Here is a 24015-nt window from a genome sequence, read left to right on the forward strand (position 1 = left end):
ACAAACCCGGAGAAGCCTTCTCTGGCTAGCGGATGGAATGGATGATGAAAGGTAATCGACACGTGTTGGCTTTCCTGGTGGCGCTGTTATTTCAGTGGTCTTCAGCGGTCATCGCTGCTGAGCAGGTCATTGAGTCACCTCAGAAGGAAGTGGAAAACATTACCAGGGAGCTGCTGGCAACCTTTGAAAAAAATATTCATGAGTATAAAAAAAACGATGCTGCCTTTATTGCCGAGGTTGATCGCCAGCTATCACCTTCCGTGGCCTTCGACGCCATTGCCCGGGGGGTGATGGGTAAATACTCCCGCCGTGCTAAAAGCGGGCAAATTGAACAGTTTTCCAGGACGTTTAAAGACAGTCTGATCAGCTTCTATGGCAAGGCCCTGCTGAAGCTTGATGATACCCGGTTGACCATTGAGAAAGTTGATGCGGTACCGGATACCGTATTGAATGCCTACCGGTCAGGCAAGGCGCGGCTGGTTCCCGTGGATATGACGGTCAAAACGTCCTCCGGTACTGTGGCCATCTCTTATTCCATGGTGTATCAGGATGAGCGCTGGAAACTCAGGAATATCATTGTGGATGGTATCAATATTGGCATTCAGTTCCGTAATCAGTTTGCCGAAGCCATGAGCAAGTACAATGATCTCCAGTATGTTGTGGATCACTGGCCGGAAATCATGCAGGGTCAAGCAACGGAGAACAACGCTGCGGGCAAGCAGTCATGACCCTGGCAGTGGCAGCACCTGGCCGGTTTACCCTGAATGGTGTGGTTAATTTCACCACCTCCGCTGTTGTTGAAGAGCAGGGTGCCCGTTTGTTACTGACCTCTGGCGGTGACGACTGGGAAATTGACCTGAGCGGTATCTCCCAGGCCGATAGCTCTGCTTTATCGGTCTTTCTCTCCTGGATCCGGCTGGCAAAAAAACAGCAAACGTCTATCGAATTTGTTGGCATGCCTCATGAACTGGAGGCACTGGCTGAAGTCTGTGGTATTCAGCCATTGTTGAATAATGTGAACGGCCTGGAAAACTGACGCAGCCAGGAGCCTGTCGGACTTAAGACTGTCCTACTGCGGTTGCGATAAATTGGTCTAAAAATTCCTGCTTCTTCGTCAAATAGCCCCGCTATTCTCCTCAGAAGCAGAAATTTTTATCCTCAATTTCTCGCAATCCTCGCTACGGACGCTTAAGCCCGACAGGCTCCTAGCGGGTTGATCCCGTTTTGGGGCTATTCATGGAACCCTCTCTCGGATATCATTGGCCGGTTTTACTGTTCCCTTTAAATACCTGATTGTTATTCCCTGAGAGGTTGGATCATGCAAGCCGAAGAGGTCAAGGCGCTTCTGGAGAAGGAGATTGCGGGCTCACAAGTGATTGTTGAGGGCGAGGGGTGTGACTTTCGTCTGACCGTAATCAGTGACCAGTTTGAGGCGAAGAGACCGGTTCAGCGTCAGCAGATGATCTATTCTCACCTGAATCCATTCATCACCAGTGGTGCGATTCACGCTGTATCGATGGTGGCTTTGACTACCGCAGAGCGTGCCAGACAGCTGGGTAACCAGGACTAAGTGAGAAACCATGGATAAACTGATTATCACCGGTGGTGTGCGCCTGGATGGAGAGATTCGGGTCTCTGGTGCCAAGAACTCTGCCCTGCCGATTCTGGCTGCGACCCTGCTGGCTGACTCCCCGGTTACCGTATGTAATCTGCCCCATTTGCATGACATTACCACCATGTGTGAGCTGTTTGGCTGCATGGGGGTTGAGCTGCTGGTGGATGAAAAGATGAACGTGGAAGTTCATGCCAGCACCATCAAGCAGCTCGTGGCACCTTATGAGCTGGTGAAGACCATGAGGGCTTCTATCCTCGTACTGGGCCCTCTGCTGGCCAGATTTGGTTATGCAGAAGTCTCCCTGCCCGGTGGCTGCGCTATTGGTAGCCGTCCGGTTGATCTGCATATCAGCGGCCTGCAGGCCATGGGCGCAGATATTGTTGTGGAAGACGGCTATATCAAAGCCAGCGTCAAGGATCGCCTGAAAGGTGCACACATACTGATGGACACCGTAACGGTCACTGGTACGGAAAACATCCTGATGGCTGCAGTACTGGCCGATGGCGAAACCATTATTGAAAATGCGGCCCGTGAGCCTGAAGTGGTGGATCTGGCCGAGTGCCTGATTACCATGGGTGCGAAGATTGAAGGCCATGGTACGGGTATGATCCGGGTTCAGGGCGTAGAGCGCCTTAATGGCTGCACCTACTCGGTCTTGCCAGACCGCATTGAAACCGGCACTTACCTGATTGCTGCCGCAGCAACCGGTGGCCGGGTTCGCCTGAAAGACACCCAGCCTGATATTCTCGATGCGATTCTGTTCAAGCTTCGGGAAGCCGGTGCTGCGGTAGAATGGGGCGATGACTGGATTGAACTGGACATGAAGGGCAAGCGTCCCAAGGCCGTTGACCTGAAAACGGCACCTTATCCAGCAATGCCCACCGATATTCAGGCTCAGTTCACCGCATTGAATACCATTGCTGAAGGCACCGGTCGGATTACCGAAACCGTGTTTGAAAATCGCTTCATGCATGTTCAGGAAATGAAACGCATGGGCGCAGACGTTGATGTGGAAGGTAACACCGTTATCGTCAAAGGTGTTGAGCAGCTCAAGGCCGCACCGGTTATGGCGACTGACTTGCGGGCTTCAGCCAGTCTGGTTATTGCAGGTCTGGTCGCTGAAGGTGATACCGTAGTAGAACGTATTTACCATATTGACCGTGGTTACGAGTGCATTGAAGAGAAACTTCAGCAACTTGGTGCCAAAATTCGTCGCGTTCCTGCCTGATTTACACTTCTTTTCTCCTTTCTTACCCTGACTTTCGGCTTTTTGGTCAAAAGTCAGGGAACTTTTCTCCCTTTTACCACTCAAATAAAACGATAGTCTCAATTTTGTTATTGATGACTTGATGACCGTCAAAGACTTTTACATCCATCAGAGAATAAAGCTTTGTCAATTCATTGGTTTTGCTGGCTCATTAAATATCGCGTAATGAAGGCTCTCTCAAATACAAGAATATGCCTGGCAGTAGAATGGAGTCTAATTAAATGGAATTAACGGAGTTTACTGCTATCAACCCGGTCATCCCGGAGGGAGGACCCCGGTCTCCATCGATCAGAGCGAGCGGAGATAGGGTTTCTGTTCGGCCTTATTTTGATACAGCAAATCATGTGACTATCAATCAATGTCAGGATGCTGCACCGGATGTTCCTGAACAGACAGCAATGGTTGACAGAAGCTCAATCAGTCAAGTGTCAGGGCGTTCTTTACTGGCTTCCAGCGCCAATCAAAGCGAGGGCACTGCTGATGATGCAGATGAAAGTACTTATCTACTGGCAGTACCCCGGAGTCAGAATTTAACGGCAAGCCAACAGGCTACTGCCTATTCCTCTATGGGGCAGACAAAAGCAACCGGTGTTCCAGCCTCCGGTAGCCCGGATGAGGACGCTCCTCAAGTTCGCCATATTTACCATGATATCGTTTTTTGTTTCTATCAAAACCTCCGCAAAGCCTGTGGCCTGGGCATTAAGTTAGGTTTGAGAAAGGTTGGAGTTAATCCGGATGCCCAGCCAATCGTTGCTGCCGGTCGGACCAGTTGCTCTGTGGGTGGCAGTCATGATAACGGTTATGTGAATATCGAGATTGTCCGTCCTCCCGCAAAGGCCCGCAAGAAGGTGAGTGACAGGCTGGTCAAGGCGGCAGGTTTAACGCCGGAAAAAATGCTGGAAAAGCCTGAGGCTCTGAATGCCCTGGTGGAAAATCTGACGGAAGTGATTCAGGGCGAGCTGAAAAAGGCCAGCCCCTGGCCAGAAAACGTTGCCGGTGGAGTGGCTGGATATGCGGTTGATCCCGGTGGGGATGAAGGCTGGGTCAGTGATGTTACCCGATCAATTGCCACCATTCTGGTACACCTGACTCATGAGGCCTTTCTGGATAAAGTAACCCTGGCGGATAGCGACGCTGGGAAAAAGGAAATATCGGACACTCTGACCCGGTTAATCGTGAGCATACTGGGTTTAACCGGGCATCCGTTGGCACAAAACAATGCAACTGGCATTGATTCCATGTTAAGTAACGGCATTGTTACTGTATCGCAGTCGGGTAATCAACTGTTTAATGAAAAAATGACAGCCATCAAGGCTGACTCTTTAAAGGGGATTATCAACCAGGCACTGGTCAGCATGATGGCTGAAGGCGTTGAGTTGACCGATAAGAATGTTGATGAGCTGCTATCCAGAATTACGGCCATCATTATTGATACCCTGATGAATATTCGCGCTGATACTGTGCGCATATTCAATGACTGGCAGCAACATAAACCGGATGAAATTGACAGAATTCAAAATAGAATTGCCAGTAGCGCAGCAAAAACATTAACAACGGTTGTGCAAAAACACAGCCATATTGTTGTGCAGAAATTCAGTTCTGCTGCGGATGGTATTTCTAAAATGGCTGGCAAAATAGCGGGTCTATGGAAGTCCAAATCCAATCAGCCTGAACCAGAGCCGGTCAAATACACCGAAAAGAAAATCAAACAGCTGATCAATAAGAAAATAAAAGAAGCTGTTCGGGTATTTCAAAATGAACAGGCGTTTAAAGATAAGCTGAAACCGTTGATAGAAGAGAATCTGGAAAAAATTGCGCCAGATATTAAATGTATTATCAGGAAACTGAAGAGAGAAACGCAAGACTGTAAAAATAATAGTGGGGATGTGCAAGACCTGGTTTCCAGAATCACCACTGCGTTTGCAGACAATAGCCAGCAAACTGAACAGGGCGAGGTTGCCTCTGCCGCTGTAAAAGACCCACACACATCAGGCGATTCAGCAACGAGCGATCAATCAGACAGGGCTTCTACCTCATATTCTGCTGAAGGAACGACAGAACCTCGTGTCGGGCAAAGCCGTGTTATTGATCAGTTGATTGCTCAACAAGGTAGCAGGGTGGTAGTCGAGGCGATAGACCTGCTGACCGGCGAACTCCGGAAAAATCTGGATACGGTTATAGCGAGTGTAGAGCCGGGCATTGAGAAAGTGATGGAACAGGCTGTCAGTCAAGGTGCTGCTTTTATTGCTGAGCGAAATGGCACAGAACTCGCGGCAGATCAGGGACTGGCAGAGACTCTCCCCGGATTCCGGGCAGCCATGACACCGGTTTTAACGACATTGGCTGTTGATATATTGAGCCGTAAGCTCGAGTCTGAGGCGTGGAAAAAAGCACTTCGTGACAAAGGGCGTGAAGTGATCGGTCAGTCGAATAGCCCGTCAGATTCTCAGGAAGACTCCGCAAACACCATCGATGAGGCATTGAAAACAGCGGAAGCAGTTGCTCTACAGCAATTAACGGACCCATTAAAGTCTGTGATTGATACCCTGCCCCTGGACAGTCTTCAGAAACTGGCTTCCGACGTTATCCTGCAAAGCGCCGGGGATGGAACCGTCTGGCTTGATGATCTGGTAAGAGATCTGTTTAACCGGAAAATGGGGGACGAATCCATTGTTCTGGCAGTTATAGATACAATTTCAGAGGAAACGGTCAATCTGCAGCACCAGCTGATAAGTGCTGCTATGCACTGGATAAGGCAACGAGCAAAGGAGTGGGGGGCGAAATACCAGGTCAATCAATGTATGGACTGGTTGGCAACATGGATAGCGGAAAACAAAGAACAGATAGATCTGGATGCTCGAGAGTATGTAAAAACATTGCTGGTTCAGGCAACCCCGGAGTTGGAAGGTGCTATCCATGAACGATTAGAGAGCCTGCATTCTGCGTTGGCAAGTAGCAGGGTTGATGCGGTGACTACTTTTCAGCAGATAGCGGAGGAGCTGGAGCCAGGGGAAAAGTCCGGCTATTTGACCGGCAAGGGTGTGGAGAAAACGACAGCGGGCCATCAAAATCAACAGGATCACTGGCAGGATGCCCGTCAGGCCGTTGCTGATCAGTTGGGTAACCTGGCTGATGAAACCATCGACCTGGTCATTAAAAAAAGTGGTCAGTTGGAGGCGGTCAAGCCGATTCTGGTGGGCAGTATCCGTGAGGTTATGGATCTTGTCGTCAAAGAAGGGGCACTGTTTGTCGCGAGGCAGAACGGTGAGCAATGTGACGACGTGAATGCCTTAGAGGGCAGCACGGCGCTAACCGAACAATTACCGACGTTTCTGACCACAGCCTCTGTTGAATTAATGGTTGAACTGCTGAGTGACCGTTTGCAATCCGGGGACTGGAAAACAGCAACTGTTACCGAGATCACTGCCGGGGAGGAAACCACAGACTCAGCCACGATGATAGCCCGCGAAGTTGACCGAATGCTGGGCGAAGGGCTTGCCGAGATGGTCAACGCGGTGGCCGATCAGGTGGAATCACTTCTGCAAAAACACCCATACACTACTGCCGAAGCGGTGCTTGGGGAGTTGACCCAGCAAGGGATACACGACGGTGCTGCATGGGTAGGTGAGCTGGTGCACGGTCTGTTTGCCGGTGATGCCCGGGTTGTGTCCAGGGTAGTTGATAAGTTAACCGAACAGGCAGAGTCGCTGGTGCAGACCCTGGCGACTCACGGGCTTGGTTGGTTATCAACCGAGGATCAGGCAACGGGACAGCAAAACCTGGAAGTCGTAAAGGAGATCCTGGTTCGCCGTGGGAATACTCTGGTAGAACCACTGCTGACCGGCGTGACGGGCGAAGCAGTGGCGCTCGGAAATCAGGCATCAGAATCCACCGCGCTCAGAAACGCCGTGATGCCGTTCGTACAGGACCAGGTTCAGAAAGGTCACGTACTGGAACGGCTGGCCGCTTACGGAGTCGATGCGCTGGTAAACAGTGTCAGCAAGCATAAGGACGACCTTGCAGAGGATGTAAAAGCACTGACTCGTGCAAGCATGGACAAAGCCCTACCGGAACTTGAAGGGCTCCTGCACACAAGGTTACAAGCCTTGGCCGCCGCAATGAAAAAGGTGCCAGAGGATAAGCGTGACGTTGTGGCTGACTTGCGCCTGGCGGCAAAAGCTCAGAAGCCAGAGGAAAAGCCCGGCAGCGATAATAAGCAAACGACAGCGGACCATCAAAATCAACAGGATCACTGGCATGATGCCCGTCAGGCTGTTGCAGAGGAGCTGGGTAACCTGGCTGATGAAGCCGTCGACCTGGTCATTACACAAAGTGGTCAGTTGGAAGTGGTCAAGCCGATCCTTGAGGACAGTATTCGTGAGGTTATGGAGCTTTTCGTCAAAGAAGGGGCACTGTTTGTCGCGAGGCAGAACGGTGAACAATGCGACGACGTAAATGCCTTAGAGGGCGGCACGGCGCTGACCGAACAATTACCGGCGTTTCTGACCATAGCCACGGTTGAATTAATGGTTGAACTGCTGAGTGACCGTTTGCAATCCGGAGACTGGAAAACAGCAGTCGTTACCGAGATCACTGCCGGGGAGGAAACAGCAGACTCAGCCAAGATGATAGCCCGCAAAATAGACCGAATGCTGGGCGAAGGGCTTGCCGAGATGGTCAACGCGGTGGCCGATCAGGTGGAATCACTTCTGCAAAAACACCCATACATTACTGCCGAAGCTGTGCTTGGGGAATTGACCCGGCAAGGGATACACGACGGTGCTGCATGGGTAGGTGAGCTGGTGAATGGCCTGTTTGCCGGTGATGCCCGGGTCGTGTCCAGGGTAGTTGATAAGTTAACCGAACAGGCAGAGTCGCTGGTGCAGACCCTGGCGACTCACGGGCTTGGCTGGTTATCAACCGAGGATCAGGCAACGGGACAGCAAAACCTGGAAGTCGTAAAGGAGATTCTGGTTCGCCGTGGGAATACTCTGGTAGAACCACTGCTGACCGGCGTGACGGGCGAAGCAGCAGCACTTGGAAATCAGGCATTAGAATCCACCGCACTCAGAAACGCCGTGATGCCGTTCGTACAGGACCAGGTTCAGAAAGGCCACGTACTGGAACGGCTGGCCGCTTACGGAGTGGATGCGCTGGTAAACAGTGTCAGCAAGCATAAGGACGACCTGGCAGGGGATGTAAAAGCACTGACCCGGGCAAGCATGGACAAAGCCCTACCGGAACTGGAACAGCTTCTCCATAGACGGTTGCAAGCCCTAAGTACTGCGATGGAAAAGGGGGCAGACGATAAGCAAGGCGTTGTGGCTGACCTGCGCCAGGCGGCGAAAGCGCAGAATCCAGAGGAAAAGCCCGGCAGCGATAATAAGCAAACGACAGCGGACCATCAAAATCAACAGGATCACTGGCATGATGCCCGTCAGGCCGTTGCTGATCAGTTGGGTAATCTGGCTGATGAAGCCGTCGACCTGGTCATTACACAGAGTGGTCAGTTGGAAGCGGTCAAGCCGATCCTTGAGGACAGTATCCGTGAGGTTATGGATCTTGTCGTCAAGGAAGGGGCGCTGTTTACCGCAAGGCGCAACGGTGAGCAATGTGACGATGTGAATGCCTTAGAGGGTGGCACGGCACTGACCGAACAATTACCGACGTTTCTGACCACAGCCACGGTTGAATTAATGGTTGAACTGCTGAGTGACCGGTTGCAATCCGGAGACTGGAAAACAGCAACGGTTACCGAGATCACCGCCGGGGAGGAAACAGCAGACTCAGCCACGATGATAGCCCGCGAAGTTGACCGAATGCTGGGCGAAGGGCTTGCCGGTATGGTCAACGCGGTGGCCGATCAGGTGGAATCACTTCTGCAAAAACACCCATACACTACTGCCGAAGCGGTGCTTGGGGAGTTGACCCAGCAAGGGATACACGACGGTGCTGCATGGGTAGGTGAGCTGGTGCACGGTCTGTTTGCCGGTGATGCCCGGGTTGTGTCCAGGGTAGTTGATAAGTTAACCGAACAGGCAGAGTCGCTGGTGCAGACCCTGGCGACTCACGGGCTTGGCTGGTTATCAACCGTGGATCAGGCAACGGGGCAGCAGAACCTGGAAGTCGTAAAGGAGATTCTGGTTCGCCGTGGGAATACTCTGGTAGAACCACTGCTGACCGGCGTGACGGGTGAAGCAGCGGCACTTGGAAACCAGGCATCAGAATCCACCGCACTCAGAAACGCCGTGATGCCGTTCGTACAGGACCAGGTTCAGAAAGGCCACGTACTGGAACGGCTGGCCGCTTACGGAGTAGATGCGCTGGTAAACAGTGTCAGCAAGCATAAGGACAACCTTGCAGAGGATGTAAAAGCACTGACCCGGGCAAGCATGGACAAAGCCCTACCGGAACTGGAACAGCTTCTCCATAGACGGTTGCAAGCCCTAAGTACTGCGATGGAAAAGGAGGTAGATGATAAGCACGGCGTTGTGGCTGACCTGCGCCAGGCGGCGAAAGCTCAGAAGCCAGAGGAAAAGCCCGGCAGCGATAATAAGCAAACGACAGCGGACCATCAAAATCAACAGGATCACTGGCATGATGCCCGTCAGGCCGTTGCTGATCAGTTGGGTAATCTGGCTGATGAAGCCGTCGACCTGGTCATTACACAGAGTGGTCAGTTGGAAGCGGTCAAGCCGATCCTTGAGGACAGTATCCGTGAGGTTATGGGTCTTGTCGTCAAAGAAGGGGCGCTGTTTACCGCAAGGCGCAACGGTGAGCAATGTGACGACGTGAATGCCTTAGAGGGCGGCACGGCGCTGACCGAACAATTACCGGCGTTTCTGACCACAGCCACGGTTGAATTAATGGTTGAACTGCTGAGTGACCGGTTGCAATCCGCAGACTGGAAAACAGCAACTGTTACCGAGATCACTGCCGAGGTGGAAACCGCAGACTCAGCCACGATGATAGCCCGTGAAGTTGACCGAATGCTGGGTGAAGGGCTTGCCGGTATGGTCAACGCGGTGGCCGATCAGGTGGAATCACTTCTGCAAAAACACCCATACACTACTGCCGAAGCGGTGCTTGGGGAATTGACCCGGCAAGGGATACACGATGGTGCCATCTGGGTAGGTGAGCTGGTGAACGGCCTGTTTGCCGGTGATGCCCGGGTCGTGTCCAGGGTAGTTGATAAGTTAACCGAACAGGCAGAGTCGCTGGTGCAGACCCTGGCGACTCACGGGCTTGGCTGGTTATCAACCGTGGATCAGGCATCGGGACAGCAAAACCTGGAAGTCGTAAAGGAGATTCTGGTTCGCCGTGGGAATACTCTGGTAGAACCACTGCTGACCGGCGTGACGGGCGAAGCAGCGGCACTTGGAAACCAGGCATCAGAATCCACCGCACTCAGAAACGCCGTAATGCCGTTCGTACAGGACCAGGTTCAGAAAGGTCAGGTACTGGAACGGCTGGCCACTTACGGAGTCGATGCGCTGGTAAACAGTGTCAGCCAGCATAAGGACGACCTTGCAGAGGATGTAAAAGTACTGACCCGGGCAAGCATGGACAAAGCCGTACCGGAACTGGAAGGGCTCCTGCACGCAAGACTGCAAGCACTGGCCGCCGCAATGAGAAAGCGTTCAGAGAATAAGCACGACGTAGTGGCTGACCTGCGCCAGGCGGCAAAAGCGCAGAAGCCAAAGGAAAGGGCCGGAGATGTTGCTGTCACCAGTGTGAAGAAAACGACAACTAACCATCAAAAACAGCAGAACCACTGGCATGATGCCCGTCAGGCCGCAGCAGAGCAGGCCAGCGAAATGGTCGGCGATTTAATCAAGCTGACCATCGATGAAACAAAACAACTGGAAGTGGCCAGGTCAATTCTGTCTGACAGCTTTGGCAAGGTTATCAAGGTCGCCGTTCAAGAAGGTGCCGGGTTTGTTGCCAAACACCATGGCATGCCGTCTGGCAACCACCAGAGCAACGGTGTTGTGCTGTCCGGGGATAGCATCGCTAAACTGACCGGCGTCGTATCACCATTCCTTACGACAAACGTTGTCGAAAGTATCACCGAAAAGCTGTTGTCTGCTGCCTGGCAACAACAAACTGTGAGTGACGTAAAGAAGGCAGCTGAACAAGCACTGGTACCGGCTAGCCCGGATAAAGTGCATTTGCCCGCTTCGACACAGAAGCCGCAAACTGTCGGGCAGGTAGCTTCGGGTCAACGTACGACTATTGGCACCGAAGTTGATGACATGCTGAAAACAGGCCTGGCCGAGATGCTGCACAGCGGTGCAGACCAGCTGGAAGCGGTTCTGGAAGGTCTGCCTTACGACAGTGTGAAAGCAATGGCCAGTGACCTGACATTGCAGGGGATCGCTGATGGCACCAGGTGGCTGGATATACTGGCAACCGGTCTGTTTGCTGATAATGAGGTGGTCGTCCCCAGGGTGATTGATGCCATTACCGAGCAGGCGGTGGTGATCCAGCAGGCGGTTATTGATGGTGTGCTTGGCTGGCTGGCTAAAGAAGATACCACGACAGAACAGCAGCCGAACCGGCAGAAATTGCTGGATATTCTTGTGCGCAGATTGAATGGCCTGGTTGTACCGACAGTGACGGGTACTTCCGGCCTGGTCGCAGAGAGCGTACAGCAGACATCACAGTCCCGGACTCTCAGGGATGCAGTGCTTCCTTTCTTGCAGAATCAACTCAACAGGGGACAGGTACTGGAACAACTGGCCGGTTACGGTGTGGATCAACTGTCAGGCTGGATACGTCAGCATAGAACGGTGCTCCGGCACGATGTGGAAGTCCATGTTCGGGCAATGATGCAACAGGCGGCCCCGGAGCTGGAATCCATCCTGCATGATCGGCTGGCGACTCTGCGCTCTGCGGTCAACGATAGTCAGCAGGATAAGGGTGACGTAGTCGCTACCCTGCGCAGGGCTGCTGAAACAATAGCACCTGCTCAAGGGGTGAATACAGCCACTGAGAAAGACGGCCACTCTCGTCAGTCTCAAGTGATGGATGACCTGATACCCGACCTGAGCAAGGGCATTACGGAAGTGATTACTCAAGGCGCTGATATCTTCCGTCGTAAGGCATGGGCAGACAATCTGCGGTTGAAATCCGGGAACGACGCAGATAGCTCCAGAATGTCTATTTTCCCAATCGTTCTTCCCCATGTTCAGCGAATGGTTAAGGAAGCGGTGAGTGCCGGGACTGAATACGGTATCGGGACGCTTGCAGAACCATCCGATGGCAATGCGGCTGGCATTACCGAAGCCGTCAACCTCCATGTGCAAAGTCTTACGGCTAACTATTTAGGCCAGGCGGTTGCCGATGCGATTGAGGGTATGGCTACTGCCGTTTATAACAATGCAGATGGCATCCAGAACGCAATTGAGGCGCTTTTGAAGAATGTGAATGTCGGAGCTCCAGCACCAATGGAACTGGAGGCATTATTAATGCCGCATATTGATGGTGCTATCGATAAGGCCCTGAATCATGGCCAGGGTTTTATCCGGGAAAGCATGGAAAAATGGATCAAAGCCAATGCCCTGGCAGCGACACCGGAGCTGCATAAAGCCATTGATAAAATGTTAACGCATATGATGGCTAATGGGGGGGAATGGATTATCCGTCATCAACAAGGGGTTGAGTTAGAGGTTATCGAGCCAATAAAGAAGGCGATGGCCGAAACACTCAGGCAGGCTCAGGCGGATATTATTCAAAATATTGCTCTCTGGTTGAGTAACGACGCTAATTTACACCATTTCGTTGGAGTATTTACCGACCAGATTCGCACAACGGTTACCCGGGTTGTTGTCGATGCTGTGGCAAAGCAGGTTGCTGGAAAAGAGGGAGAGACAGAATGTAAACGTGCAGTTGATGATATGACGCCTTACCTGACCCCCATTATTGATCAGGTGTTGACCCGGGCTATGACTTACACGGGTAACTGCTGTTCTGGTTGGGTCCGGGATCATGGTGCCGACATCTCATCTCTGGTGAATCCCCTGATTGATAAAACCGTGGAGGAGGTTATGCCTTCCGTACGTCAGGCGGTTCAGGATAAAGCATTACTGCTGGCACGAAATAAAGCACAGGACATTGACTTCAATAAGTTGGCAGCAGAACTGGCGGCAGCTTTTGCCCACCGCTTTGATCCGGGTAAGATTACGTCTGGCGTTTTGCAGGTTCAACCAAAAAGCTGTGTGGCCAGGGAGCTCCCGAAAATTTTATGTTTCCTGATGCAGACGACGGAAACCTATGAGAGTTTGGGCGGAAACCTCAATGAACCGGTGAAGATTGACCGGGTCATCATTGATGGTCGGGTGTTTAAGAATATTCAGGCTTACCTGACGAAAATGAAGGATGGCTCTATTCAGATTCGCAAAATGGATCTGATATTTGAGAATGAAAATCAGGTTGATGTTGATATCGAAGTGACCGGAGTCACCATTTCCTATCAATTACCGGAAAAAAGCAAGTTGTACAAAGCCGCTCTATTAGCAGCTGCCCCTGCGATGAGCCCTGCCGATTTAGCCAGGAGTCTGCTGGAGACATTTACACCAGATCATATTGATTTCAATGTTGATCAAATTACGGGTGAGTTTCACGACAATATTCTGGACGGCCCCGGAGAAGATATTCTCAGTTTTGGCCTTAGCAACCTGAAACTCTCTCTTAACATACATAAGTATGCTCCAAGACCTTACATCGATATCAGTGCCGGGCCGCAGGATGGACATCCAACCATTGAATCAGTAAAAGTGAATCTGGCAGGCCATGGCCTGGTTGATCATGTCGAGGCGGATATTCACCTTGACCGACATCGCAATGGCTACGCTGATGTAACAACACTGCTGAAGCCCGACCGGTTGAGTCGTTTTGCCGGGTGGCTGATTGGCGGGCCTATTAAAGTCGATGCCAAAGTTGCTATTAACAATACCACAGGAACTCTGGATGATATTGAATCAATCCGTGTTCATGCCGGCCGTTTCGGTAAGGTATGTAAAGCCATGTTTAAAAATACGCTTAAGGCCTACAATCCCGGACTCACTTTGGCAGATGATGGCAAGGCGGTTATCAAGTTAAAGTTAACGCTATTCTCTGAAGAAAGGTCAAACCCGATTACCCGCTGGTTAGCCAAAACGGCCAATCGCATTCTGCAATTTTTCACCGTACCTGTTGCAATACCGATGTCGTTCAAAGGCGCTCCCTATACACCTGCCTTGGAAGGTGAAAGGGGAATTGGGTCATTTAATGCCCTGCGATTTATTAATGGCTTATTTAACCCCTGTCCTTTGTCCATTCACAGTGATACCCATGAAGAGCTGCTGAGTGCGCTGCGGACGGTATCAATCGATGAAAATCCAAAATATCATCTTATCCTGCTTGGTAAGGTCATTGATCAGGTGGTCAAAGAATTCCGGCTGGGTAATGCTCCGTCACACTCCATTCTGGCCAGGAAGATTCCATTGGAAAGTCTGGTTTTGCTGGTTAATCGTGTGAAGGGAAATGCAACTGGACCGCAGGATCTGTCCCGTCTGTTATTCCTGGTTGCCAACCTGGTGGAAGCACTTCCGGAAAGAGCGGTGCAACTGGTGAACAGATCCGGAGTTACCACTGAATCAGCGGGACAGCCCTACCTGTTGCATCTGATCTCTACCACACCCACCAGCTCCTGGCTGGCTAACCCGGAGGATGGCAAAGTGCTGGAGCCGATTTACCAGAGTTATCAATTCCAGCGCTTGCAGGAATTCTGGCAGAACAGTCAGAGTAATCCTGATGGCAGTATCTACAGTCCCGGCACTGAAAAACAGCCCGAACAAAAGTTTACTGAAGAGGTGGTAGGGACGGTACGTAAGCTGGTCGGTGACATGGATGTGCCCGATGACATCCGGTTGATGATGGCCCGGGACTTTGATTTTGCCAATAAGATGTTCGGAACAGGGGCTCCTGTAAAGCAGGATTTGCCGGTCAATTCCCGGGCAAATCCGTTGCCGCACTCTTCGCAGGGTGTATTGCCTGTTGGTCGTATAAAAGAGATGGACAGGTCAAAACGTCGGCTTAATGCCCCGGCAAATCCGAAGCTTTCGGAGGACTTTCCGGCCCTGGGAGGCTGACCGAGTAGATAAATAGCCAGGGCCTGTTGACGTTTCGTTGCGTGCTCAGCGGGACGCGCAGTCTGGCTCAGAAAGGCGTCAGATGCGCGAAAGACTTGTGCAGCGCGTAGTTATTCTACGCCAAGCAAGTCTGACAAAGCAGATGGCGCCTTTCTGAGCCACCCTTCGGGCGTATCAGGGCGCCCCTATGACTTCGTTGCGGCATTTTGAAAGGCAACCAGCCTTCCTGCAATGCCGCGCCTCGTCATAGGAGCGCCCTGATACGCTGAGCACGCAACGAAACGTCAACAGGCCCTAGTATGCTTCCAGGAAGAGCAGGCCCATGTAAACAACACATGCCAGCTTTGTATTAGTGCCTTTCTACGTACCTTTCCCTATATCTATGTTATTATCCAGACCAGTGATACTCTCTGGAAAAAGGGTACCTGTAAATAACAATTCATTAATTCTTAACTGTGCAGTTCTTCTACCTTCACCATTTTAACAACGCATGATAAGTAAGGAAGCCTGAGAGAAGTATGTCGAGCCAGATCACTATCGCGCTGTCCAAGGGGCGCATCCTGAAAGAGACTCTCCCTCTGTTGAAAACTGCGGGTATTGAGCCTGCGGAGGATCCGGATAAAAGTCGCAAACTGGTGATTGGTACCACGCATCCCCATGTAAACCTGCTGATTGTCCGCGCCAGCGATGTGCCAACCTATGTTGAGTACGGTGCCGCCGATATGGGCGTTGCTGGCAAGGATGTGCTGATGGAACACGGCTCCTCTGAGTTATATGAACCGCTGGATTTGAACATTGCCCGGTGCAAATTGATGACGGCGGGGAAGGTTGGCGCAGTACCATCTTCTGGCCGACTTAAGGTGGCGACGAAATTTGTCAATATTGCCAAGCAGTACTATGCCTCTCAGGGAATTCAGGCGGATATCATTAAACTCTATGGCTCCATGGAACTGGCTCCGCTGGTTGGCCTGGCGGATATCATTATTGATGTGGTGGATACCGGGAACACCCTGCGGGCCAATGGCCTGGAACCTCAGGAGCTGATTGCTGAAATCAGTTCCAGAATGGTGGTCAACAGGGCATCCATGAAAGTGAAGTACAAAATGATTGGTCAGTTACTGGATCAACTGTCCAGAACCATTGCAGAAACCAATGCAGTTGAGGAACCAGCATGACGTCGGAAGTCGTAACCCCGGTTCAGCTGGATTTCAGCAGTCCGGCGTTTTCATCTCAGCTTGATGCCCTGTTGGCCTGGGAGTCTGTTTCAAACGACAGTGTCCTGCAGCAGGTGAAAGAAATTATTGCTCAGGTGCGCAGCCAGAAAGATCAGGCTGTGATGGCCTGCACCTGTCGTTTTGATCGACGTCAGGTCTCCAGTATGGATGAGCTGACTCTCGATGCTGAGCGTTTGCACCAGGCGCTCAACAGCATTCAGCCTGAGCAGCGGGCAGCGCTGGAAACCGCCGCAAAGCGGATTCGTGACTACCATCAGCATCAACAGCAAAGCTCCTGGAATTACCGCGAGAGCGACGGCACATTGCTTGGCCAGCAGGTGACCCCGATGGATCGAGTGGGACTTTACGTGCCCGGTGGCCGTGCATCCTATCCTTCATCGGTACTAATGAATGCCATACCAGCCTCGGTTGCCGGGGTGCCTGAGGTGGTGATGGTGGTTCCCGCACCAGACGGTGAGCTGAATGAACTGGTACTGGCGGCGGCCGCTGTTGCCGGGGTCAGTCGTGTATTTACCATCGGTGGTGCCCAGGCGGTGGCGGCACTGGCCTATGGCACGGAAACGATCCCGAAGGTGGACAAGATTGTCGGTCCCGGCAATATTTATGTCGCTACCGCCAAGCGGGAAGTGTTTGGTCAGGTGGGTATCGATATGATTGCCGGTCCGTCAGAAATACTGGTGGTTTGTGATGGCCACAGTAACCCCGACTGGATCGCCATGGACCTGTTCTCCCAGGCGGAACACGATGAAGATGCCCAGGCAATTCTGATCTCACCGGACCGGGCTTTTCTGGCGCAGGTGCAGGAGAGCATGAACCGATTGCTGCCAACCATGGAACGGCAGGATATTATCGCAGCGTCGCTTAATAAGCGCGGAGCCCTGATTGCCGTACCTGACCTGGCGGCGGCCTGTGAACTGATAAATCGCATCGCACCGGAACACCTTGAACTGTCGGTTGAAGAACCCGAAAACTGGCTGCCAGAGATACGCCATGCCGGTGCTATTTTTATGGGCCGATATACGGCAGAAGCCCTGGGTGATTACTGCGCGGGTCCGAACCATGTATTGCCCACATCAGGAACCGCACGCTTCTCTTCACCTTTGGGGGTGTATGACTTCCAGAAACGCTCTTCCGTGATTCAGTTTTCTGCTGACGGCGCGTCGGAAATGGGGAAAGTGGCTTCTGTTCTGGCCAGGGGGGAATCGCTGACGGCACACGCACGTTCTGCAGAGTATCGTATTAACCACGAGGCTGTCCGAGAATAGACTGCCCTACACGGCAACTGCTCCTGCGTTGCTCTAGCTCCTGCATCCATGCAGTCGTGTGGCGACAGCAAATTGGTCTAAAAATCCGCTTTTGTTCGGCAAATAGCCCCGCTATTCACCTCACAAAACCGAATTTTTATCCTCAATTTTCTGCCGCCCTCGCTACGGGGTCGCCAAGCCCGGATATTTCATAGGTGAATATGCTCGTAATGATGACAAAGACGGTATTTACCAAACCCGTGCATGTTAATACGATGGAGGGGGGGTGGTCACTTCTACGCTTGTGGCTAAGGCCTCACAGGGGAATATCCCAAGAGGCTTCAGCCCTTAGTCAACTTGCTGGTTACACAGTCTGGAATTCGAAAAGAGCCTCAAAGAATTTTACAGGATTCAGGTATCCATTTAACATTACTGAGTAATGCTTTATCAAGATAATTTAAACACCAAGGGTTATACCTTTTCAGAGAGTTTTTATCTTCATAAATGCGTATGATTTCTGGAAGGTCGTCAATTGTTGCTTTTGGGTTCAGATTATTAACAACGGGATCTGAATCTTCTTTCATTGTTTTTAACTCTTCGAAAGATTCGTCAAAGATTTGCTCAAAAATAAATCTTGCTTCCTGTGGAGAGATATCCTTCAGGTAATCTTTGTGAGTAACAATAAAATGAGTGTGAATACCTCCCGCCTCATATTTTGGTTTTAATTTTTGAAAGATTGACTGTTCAATCGGATTCATTATCCCGGAATTAGCGGACTTTATTTTCAGATTCCCGTAGAAATGATGGACAATCCAACGAGGTGTACGAAGTAAAAAACCAATCATATCAGAACTGCAAGGTGTTTCTTTTAATGTTGGGATATATTGAAAAGCAGTTGTATAGAAGTTTTTCTTCAGTTCGTTTACTTTGAATTTTGGTTTCCCGATAGCCATAATGTTGACAGCTCCTTCACCCCGAGAATCATCTGTCAGTACTGCATAAACATTCATATTTTTGGAAAGTAATTCCCTGAAGTCTCGGTGTGTAATAAGTTGTTCACAGCCAAACTCAAGAGGTTTTTTATCTAAGGGCCGGTAAAATTTTTTTGTCAGGTGGATTGATGGCAAATCGGGCAGGGCCCTGGCAGCCTGTACAGAACTTGATGCAGCTACATCCCCTGCTGTATTACATGTTCTGTGAGTAATGGGATTGTTAGTTTCACTTTCCCTCTGCGAAACTTTATTATCAATATTATCAATTTTTTGATTTTTGTTTTCCTGGTGGGGATTGTAAGTGATTTTTGAAACATCACCACTATTTACACTCTGCATAGTCTGAAACCATTATTTTGAAAAAAAACACAAGATCCATTTTGATTAATGGTTCTTGACCCTTTGTGTTAATTCTGACCTTTTTTCTAAAATTAAGTTCCCAGAAATGACGTACTAGGAGGCTGTTCGAGAATAGCGCCCGTAGCGAGGATTGCGAGAAATTGAGGATAAAAATTTCTGATTCTGAGGAGAATAGCGGGGCTATTTGACGAAGAAGCAGGAATTTTTAGACCAATTTATCGCAACCGCAGTAGGGCAGTCTATTCTCGGACAGCCTCCTGGAGTATTCGGCTTCCCGATGGAAGCCGAACGTTTTTCAGAAGAGTTTCATAGCCATCAACAGAGCACCGTGCATGGCATCACCCTGTGGCAAGGTGGCAATGGCAGCGACATCTTCTGGCAGCCAGGGCATAACGAACTCACTCAGCCCTCCAACCAATGCGCACTGGTTAGCGCCACGCTGATAAAGTACCCGGATCATCATGGCGGCATCTTCAGCGCTTTCCCGAATTAACTGTTCCGCCAGTTGATCGCCCTTGCTTAAATGTTCAATCACCAGCGGTCCGTAAGATCCGTAGTCTCTGGGGAGTGCGCTGTCCTGCCAGGCAACGGCCTGTTCAGGACTGTGGTCAAACGTTGCCATGATGGCCAGGCTTAACGGTGTCTGTTCTTTCATGCCTTCGTGGGCCAGCAGGGAGTAACGAATCGCCGCAAGGCCCAGGCTGGCACCACTGCCATGATCCGAGATTGGAAAGCCCCAGCCGCCCAGGGTTTTCACTTCACCATCAATCAGGCTGGCACCACAGGAGCCCGTGCCCAGGATCAGGATCGCTCCATCCCTGCCATTAAAGGCACCCATGCAGGCGGCGAATGCGTCGGTTTCCAGGAAAATACCGGCAAACGGAAAGCCCCAACCCAGAACCAGATCTCGTTCTTTCTGCTGATTGACACCGGCCAGGCCAAGACCGGCATACATACGTCCGAAGTCGTTCTCTTCCAGGCCCGCTTGAGCCATCGCTGCACGGGTGGCCTGCATGATGGCATTGCAGGCTGAATCAAGCCCGGTCCGGGGGTTTGCGCTGCCTGAGAACCCTTCTCCCAGGATACTGCCGTCAAGATCGGCGATACGTGCCCGGCATGAAGTGCCACCGCCGTCTACCCCCAGAAAGAGCGGCTGTTTGTGGTCAGTTGTGTTTACGGCACTGTTCGTTAAGAGTGCGGATGCCATATTTGCTCCTGCGGGCAACGGTGATCGAATAGGGTAACACCCATACTGCCCGGGCGTGCTAAGTAGTTGGCCAAATGGAATCGTATATTTCTGGCTAAGTGGGCAGTTGCTATGCAAGGCGCAACGTAGGGAGCATAGCCGTAGCTATGTAACCGGAGTTGCAACGCCGCAGAGTGACTGACAACTTAGTCAGAAATATATGATTTCATTTGGTTAACTACTTATCTATTACTTCATTGTTGGCATCGAGAATTGAGCACCTTCGCGGATACCGGCAGAAGGCCAGCGTTGAGTAATGGTCTTGCGCCTGGTGTAAAAACGCACGGAGTCAGGGCCGTAGGCGTGCAAGTCACCAAACAGCGAGCGCTTCCAGCCACCAAAGCTGTGGTAAGCAACAGGTACTGGTAGCGGTATGTTAATGCCGACCATGCCCACCTGGATGTGATCAGAAAAGTAACGGGCTGCTTCGCCGTCGCGGGTAAAAATACAGGTACCGTTGCCGTATTCGTGGGCATCGATCAAGTCCATCGCTTCTTGCATGGTGTTAACGCGGACAACTTGCAGTACCGGACCAAAGATTTCTTCCTGGTAGCTGGTCATTTCCGGTGTTACCCGGTCAATCAGGGTGCCGCCAACAAAGAAGCCATCGGGGTAGCCATCGACGTTCGGGGTGCGGCCATCAACGACGATGCTTGCCCCCTGGCTTTCGGCATGACTGATGTAGCTGACCACCTTGTCGCGATGAGCACCGGTAATAACCGGGCCAAAGTCGTTGCTGCTATCGGTGCAGGCACCAACTTTCAGGCTTTTCATGGCCTCAGCCATTTTTGCCACTAATGCATCGGCGGTCTGATCGCCAACCGCTACTGCCACGGATAGCGCCATACAGCGCTGACCAGAGGAGCCAAAGGCGGCACCGAGTAACTGGTTTACGGCGTTATCCATATCGGCATCTGGCATCACAATGGCGTGGTTTTTGGCAGCGCCAAGCGCCTGGCATCGCTTGCCATTGTTATTGGCGGTTTGGTAGATGTATTCGGCAATGGGGGTTGAGCCAACAAAACTGACCGCTTTAATACGCGCGTCGTTTAGTAAAGTGTCCACCGCAACTTTATCACCGTTCACCACATTCAGAACGCCGTCAGGTAATCCCGCCTGCTGTAATAGTTCAGCGATCAGCATGGTGGCACCGGGATCGCGCTCAGACGGTTTTAGAACAAAGCAGTTGCCACAGGCAATGGCCATTGGGAACATCCACAGTGGCACCATAACCGGGAAGTTAAACGGGGTGATACCCGCGACCACGCCCAGTGGCTGGAATTCACTCCAGGCGTCGATATTCGGGCCAACGTTTTTGCTGTGTTCACCTTTTAACAATTCAGGGATACCACAGGCGTATTCGACATTTTCAATACCGCGTTGTAATTCACCCGCAGCGTCGTGTGAAATTTTGCCGTGCTCCTGACCAATAAGCTGGCAAATTTTTTCAGCGTTTTGTTCCAGTAATTCTTTAAACTTGAACATGACACGGGCGCGCTTTATTGCCGGGGTATTGCGCCATGCTGGATAAGCGGCTTCAGCCCTGGTGATCGCTTCTTCAACGGTAGCGACGGAAGCCAGCGCGACTTGTTTTTCTGCCTGGCCTGTTGCGGGGTTATACACTGCCTGGGTGCGTTCATTATCGTAGACCATTTCACCGTTGATAAAATGACCAATGGTATTCATTGATGTCCTCCCGGGGCTGATATTTTTAGCACTCAGGCACAGTTGATTTATGAGTGCTTGAGCATTGTGCTAATCCCATAGTGCCTGGTACATGCTCACGAGTTCTTCTGCGCTTGGTACTCTTGGGTTATTGCCCGGTGAGCCTGAGGCCAGGGCTTGTTCTGCCATTGTCGGGCAAACGGAGATTGTACACATCAAACTCATCGAAATGATGCACTAAACATTTTGATTAGTCGCCAGACACTCCGCTGTTTCCTGCTTACTGCGCTTGAGCGCATAGCTTTGACCGTATTCCGGTGGCAGTGGAGTATCGCCAGGGGTGACTGAGTATGGCATGTCAATATTGGGTTCCTCGCGAAAAGCCTTATACAAGCCCCAGGTAGTAAGCGCCAGCACAATTGAATAGGGCAGTGCCGCAACAATAGAGGCAGTTTGTAACGCTTTTAAGCCTCCGGCAATTAATAATACACCGGCAACCGCACCAATGAGTAAGCCCCAGAACATCCGCAACTTGGGTGGAGGTTTTTGTTCTCCCATAGATACTAACGTACAAATAACCAGGGTTGCCGAGTCAGCAGAAGTGATAAAGTAAGTCACCAGCATGACTATGCAGATAATGGCACCGATTCCCACAACAACCGTACCAAGGTCCATTAACTCCATGGTGACAAACAAAGCCGTAGTAATATCTTTATTTATGGCCTCTGTGACCCCGCCTGAACCAAAGAGTTCAATAAAAATAGCCGTATTACCAAACGCAGTGATCCAAAAGGTTGCCAGTAACGTTGGGGCGATCAAGACTCCCAGAATAAACTCTTTGACGGTACGGCCTTTAGAGATACGGGCAATAAAAATGCCGACAAAGGGTGCCCAGGCGATCCACCAGCCCCAATAAAACAGGGTCCAACAACTCTGCCATTGGCTTTTGGGATCCGGGTCAACCCAAAAACCGAGCCCGACGGCATGTGTCATGTAATCACCCAGGTTAGTGACAAAGGCTCCCAGTAAATAAGCAGTTGGCCCCAGAACAATAAAGAAGGTGAGCATTAATGCGGTAAGGCGCATGTTTAATTCGCTGACTTTTTTCAGGCCTTTGTCCAGGCCTCTTAACGTTGAGAGCGTTGCCAATCCGGTAATGAGCGTAATAATGATCACCTGGTTGGCCGGGCTGATATTGATACCAGACAGATAGCTAATACCTGCGTTCATCTGCTGTGCGCCAAGTCCTAACGAGGTGGCGATACCAAATACAGTACCGAAAACCGCCAGCAAGTCCGCCATGTGGCCAATCGGGCCGTATATTTTGTTGCCAAAGGTCGGGTACAAGCCAGAGCGGATCGATAATGGCAGGCCTTTGCGGTAGGTGAAATAAGCTAATGCCATACCCGTAATCGCAAATAGTGCCCAACCGTGTAAGCCCCAGTGAAAGATACTGAAGCGCATCGCTACCTGTGCGGCTGCCACGGTTTTTGTCTGCCCTTCGGCAATAAAAGGATTGCTTTGCAAGTGGTAAATTGGCTCGGCAATACTCCAGAACAGGATGCCGATACCAATACCTGCACTGAACAGCATCGAGAACCAGGAAAAGAAGCCGTATTCGGGTTTGTCGTGGTCATGGCCTAACTTAATGCGGCCAAAGCGACTAAACGCTGTGTATATGGCCAGGAGTAAAAAGAAACTCATCAGGAGAGTGTAATACCAGGCCAGACTTGTGGCGATAAAGCGCTTGGCGGCTTCATAGAGACTATTAGCGTATGCCGGGGCAATGATCGTAAAAAGGACAAAGGCGACAATGACTATCGCCGAGCCTCTGCTCATCACGGGATGGGTATTGGCGAAAATACCGGTTCCTGACTTCGGGCTGTTCATAGTATCGCTCCGCTCGGTAAACCTGGACGCACGGGTAAGTACTCAAAAACGCCTGCACTGACTTGCGCAAGGGTTATTGTGCAGGGGTAAGGTCGGGTCATCCGGAACACTGAGCCGTTCTTTCCTGACTGCTTTTGAATGGTCTTAACCTTAATTTCCATCGCCTGATCGGAGCTGGGCTCCCGACCGTAACGGGTGGATCCCTCGGGAATGTCTTCATGCGCAATCACCTCTTCTGCACAAACAGGAGGGCATGGTGGTTGGGAGCGTTATCGAGTTGTTCAATCCGGGCCTGTTGCCGGGCAACCGCTCATGCAGCTGAACATTCTGGTCCTGCCGTTGAGCAATATACTCAGGCAGGCTGGAT

The 24015-nt window shown here is 51.2% G+C and carries 11 protein-coding genes; 7 read left to right on the forward strand and 4 right to left on the reverse strand.

Going from position 1 to position 24015, the window contains the following annotated elements:
- Positions 1 to 41 precede the first annotated feature (41 nt).
- The 7 genes from ACO6UX_RS19300 to hisD all read left to right on the forward strand — a co-directional run bounded on the left by ACO6UX_RS19300 (position 42) and on the right by hisD (position 17516).
- Complete coding sequence (locus ACO6UX_RS19300) at positions 42 to 728, forward strand: MlaC/ttg2D family ABC transporter substrate-binding protein (protein WP_422449988.1); 687 nt, start codon at positions 42 to 44, stop codon at positions 726 to 728.
- The gene (locus ACO6UX_RS19305) at positions 725 to 1036 is read left to right on the forward strand and encodes an STAS domain-containing protein (protein ID WP_422449989.1); all 312 of its coding nucleotides are present in this window, start codon (positions 725 to 727) and stop codon (positions 1034 to 1036) included. The genes ACO6UX_RS19300 and ACO6UX_RS19305 overlap by 4 nt, the downstream gene beginning before the upstream one ends.
- A gap of 282 nt (positions 1037 to 1318) precedes the next feature.
- Positions 1319 to 1570 (forward strand): BolA family protein, encoded by a 252-nt coding sequence (locus tag ACO6UX_RS19310; protein ID WP_163370989.1) that lies wholly within the window; start codon positions 1319 to 1321, stop codon positions 1568 to 1570.
- A gap of 10 nt (positions 1571 to 1580) precedes the next feature.
- The gene (gene murA / locus ACO6UX_RS19315; protein ID WP_422449990.1) at positions 1581 to 2843 is read left to right on the forward strand and encodes a UDP-N-acetylglucosamine 1-carboxyvinyltransferase; all 1263 of its coding nucleotides are present in this window, start codon (positions 1581 to 1583) and stop codon (positions 2841 to 2843) included.
- Between the two features lie 383 nt (positions 2844 to 3226).
- The gene (locus ACO6UX_RS19320; RefSeq protein ID WP_422449991.1) at positions 3227 to 15016 is read left to right on the forward strand and encodes a hypothetical protein; all 11790 of its coding nucleotides are present in this window, start codon (positions 3227 to 3229) and stop codon (positions 15014 to 15016) included.
- Positions 15017 to 15534: 518 nt separating this feature from the next.
- A complete protein-coding gene (gene hisG, locus ACO6UX_RS19325; protein WP_422449992.1) occupies positions 15535 to 16191 on the forward strand; it encodes an ATP phosphoribosyltransferase in 657 nt (218 codons plus the stop codon).
- Positions 16188 to 17516, forward strand: coding sequence for a histidinol dehydrogenase (gene hisD, locus ACO6UX_RS19330; RefSeq protein ID WP_422449993.1), 1329 nt, complete (start codon positions 16188 to 16190; stop codon positions 17514 to 17516). Before hisG ends, hisD begins: the two co-directional genes overlap by 4 nt.
- A 371-nt stretch (positions 17517 to 17887) precedes the next feature.
- Here hisD and ACO6UX_RS19335 read toward each other — a convergent pair whose 3' ends face one another.
- The 4 genes from ACO6UX_RS19335 to ACO6UX_RS19350 form a co-directional block, all read right to left on the reverse strand.
- Positions 17888 to 18826, reverse strand: a complete 939-nt coding sequence (locus ACO6UX_RS19335) for a hypothetical protein (protein ID WP_422449994.1) — start codon at positions 18824 to 18826, stop codon at positions 17888 to 17890.
- A gap of 316 nt (positions 18827 to 19142) precedes the next feature.
- A complete protein-coding gene (locus ACO6UX_RS19340; RefSeq protein WP_422449995.1) occupies positions 19143 to 20054 on the reverse strand; it encodes a BadF/BadG/BcrA/BcrD ATPase family protein in 912 nt (303 codons plus the stop codon).
- A gap of 228 nt (positions 20055 to 20282) precedes the next feature.
- A complete protein-coding gene (locus ACO6UX_RS19345) occupies positions 20283 to 21779 on the reverse strand; it encodes a CoA-acylating methylmalonate-semialdehyde dehydrogenase (RefSeq protein ID WP_422449996.1) in 1497 nt (498 codons plus the stop codon).
- Between the two features lie 216 nt (positions 21780 to 21995).
- Entirely contained in the window at positions 21996 to 23648 is a 1653-nt protein-coding gene (locus ACO6UX_RS19350; RefSeq protein WP_422449997.1) for a BCCT family transporter, read from the reverse strand.
- Positions 23649 to 24015: the final 367 nt, after the last annotated feature.

It is taken from the genome of Endozoicomonas sp. ALB091 (genome assembly GCF_049310265.1).
Lineage (GTDB): Bacteria > Pseudomonadota > Gammaproteobacteria > Pseudomonadales > Endozoicomonadaceae > Endozoicomonas.

Bases quoted from the DNA above. Each gene is read 5' to 3' on its own strand.
- ACO6UX_RS19300 (WP_422449988.1), top strand. From the start codon at position 42: ATGATGAAAGGTAATCGACACGTGTTGGCTTTCCTGGTGGCGCTGTTA.
- ACO6UX_RS19335 (WP_422449994.1), bottom strand. From the start codon at position 18,826: ATGCAGAGTGTAAATAGTGGTGATGTTTCAAAAATCACTTACAATCCC.
- hisG (WP_422449992.1), top strand. From the start codon at position 15,535: ATGTCGAGCCAGATCACTATCGCGCTGTCCAAGGGGCGCATCCTGAAA.
- murA (WP_422449990.1), top strand. From the start codon at position 1,581: ATGGATAAACTGATTATCACCGGTGGTGTGCGCCTGGATGGAGAGATT.
- ACO6UX_RS19310 (WP_163370989.1), top strand. From the start codon at position 1,319: ATGCAAGCCGAAGAGGTCAAGGCGCTTCTGGAGAAGGAGATTGCGGGC.
- ACO6UX_RS19305 (WP_422449989.1), top strand. From the start codon at position 725: ATGACCCTGGCAGTGGCAGCACCTGGCCGGTTTACCCTGAATGGTGTG.
- ACO6UX_RS19345 (WP_422449996.1), bottom strand. From the start codon at position 21,779: ATGAATACCATTGGTCATTTTATCAACGGTGAAATGGTCTACGATAAT.
- ACO6UX_RS19350 (WP_422449997.1), bottom strand. From the start codon at position 23,648: ATGAACAGCCCGAAGTCAGGAACCGGTATTTTCGCCAATACCCATCCC.
- ACO6UX_RS19340 (WP_422449995.1), bottom strand. From the start codon at position 20,054: ATGGCATCCGCACTCTTAACGAACAGTGCCGTAAACACAACTGACCAC.
- hisD (WP_422449993.1), top strand. From the start codon at position 16,188: ATGACGTCGGAAGTCGTAACCCCGGTTCAGCTGGATTTCAGCAGTCCG.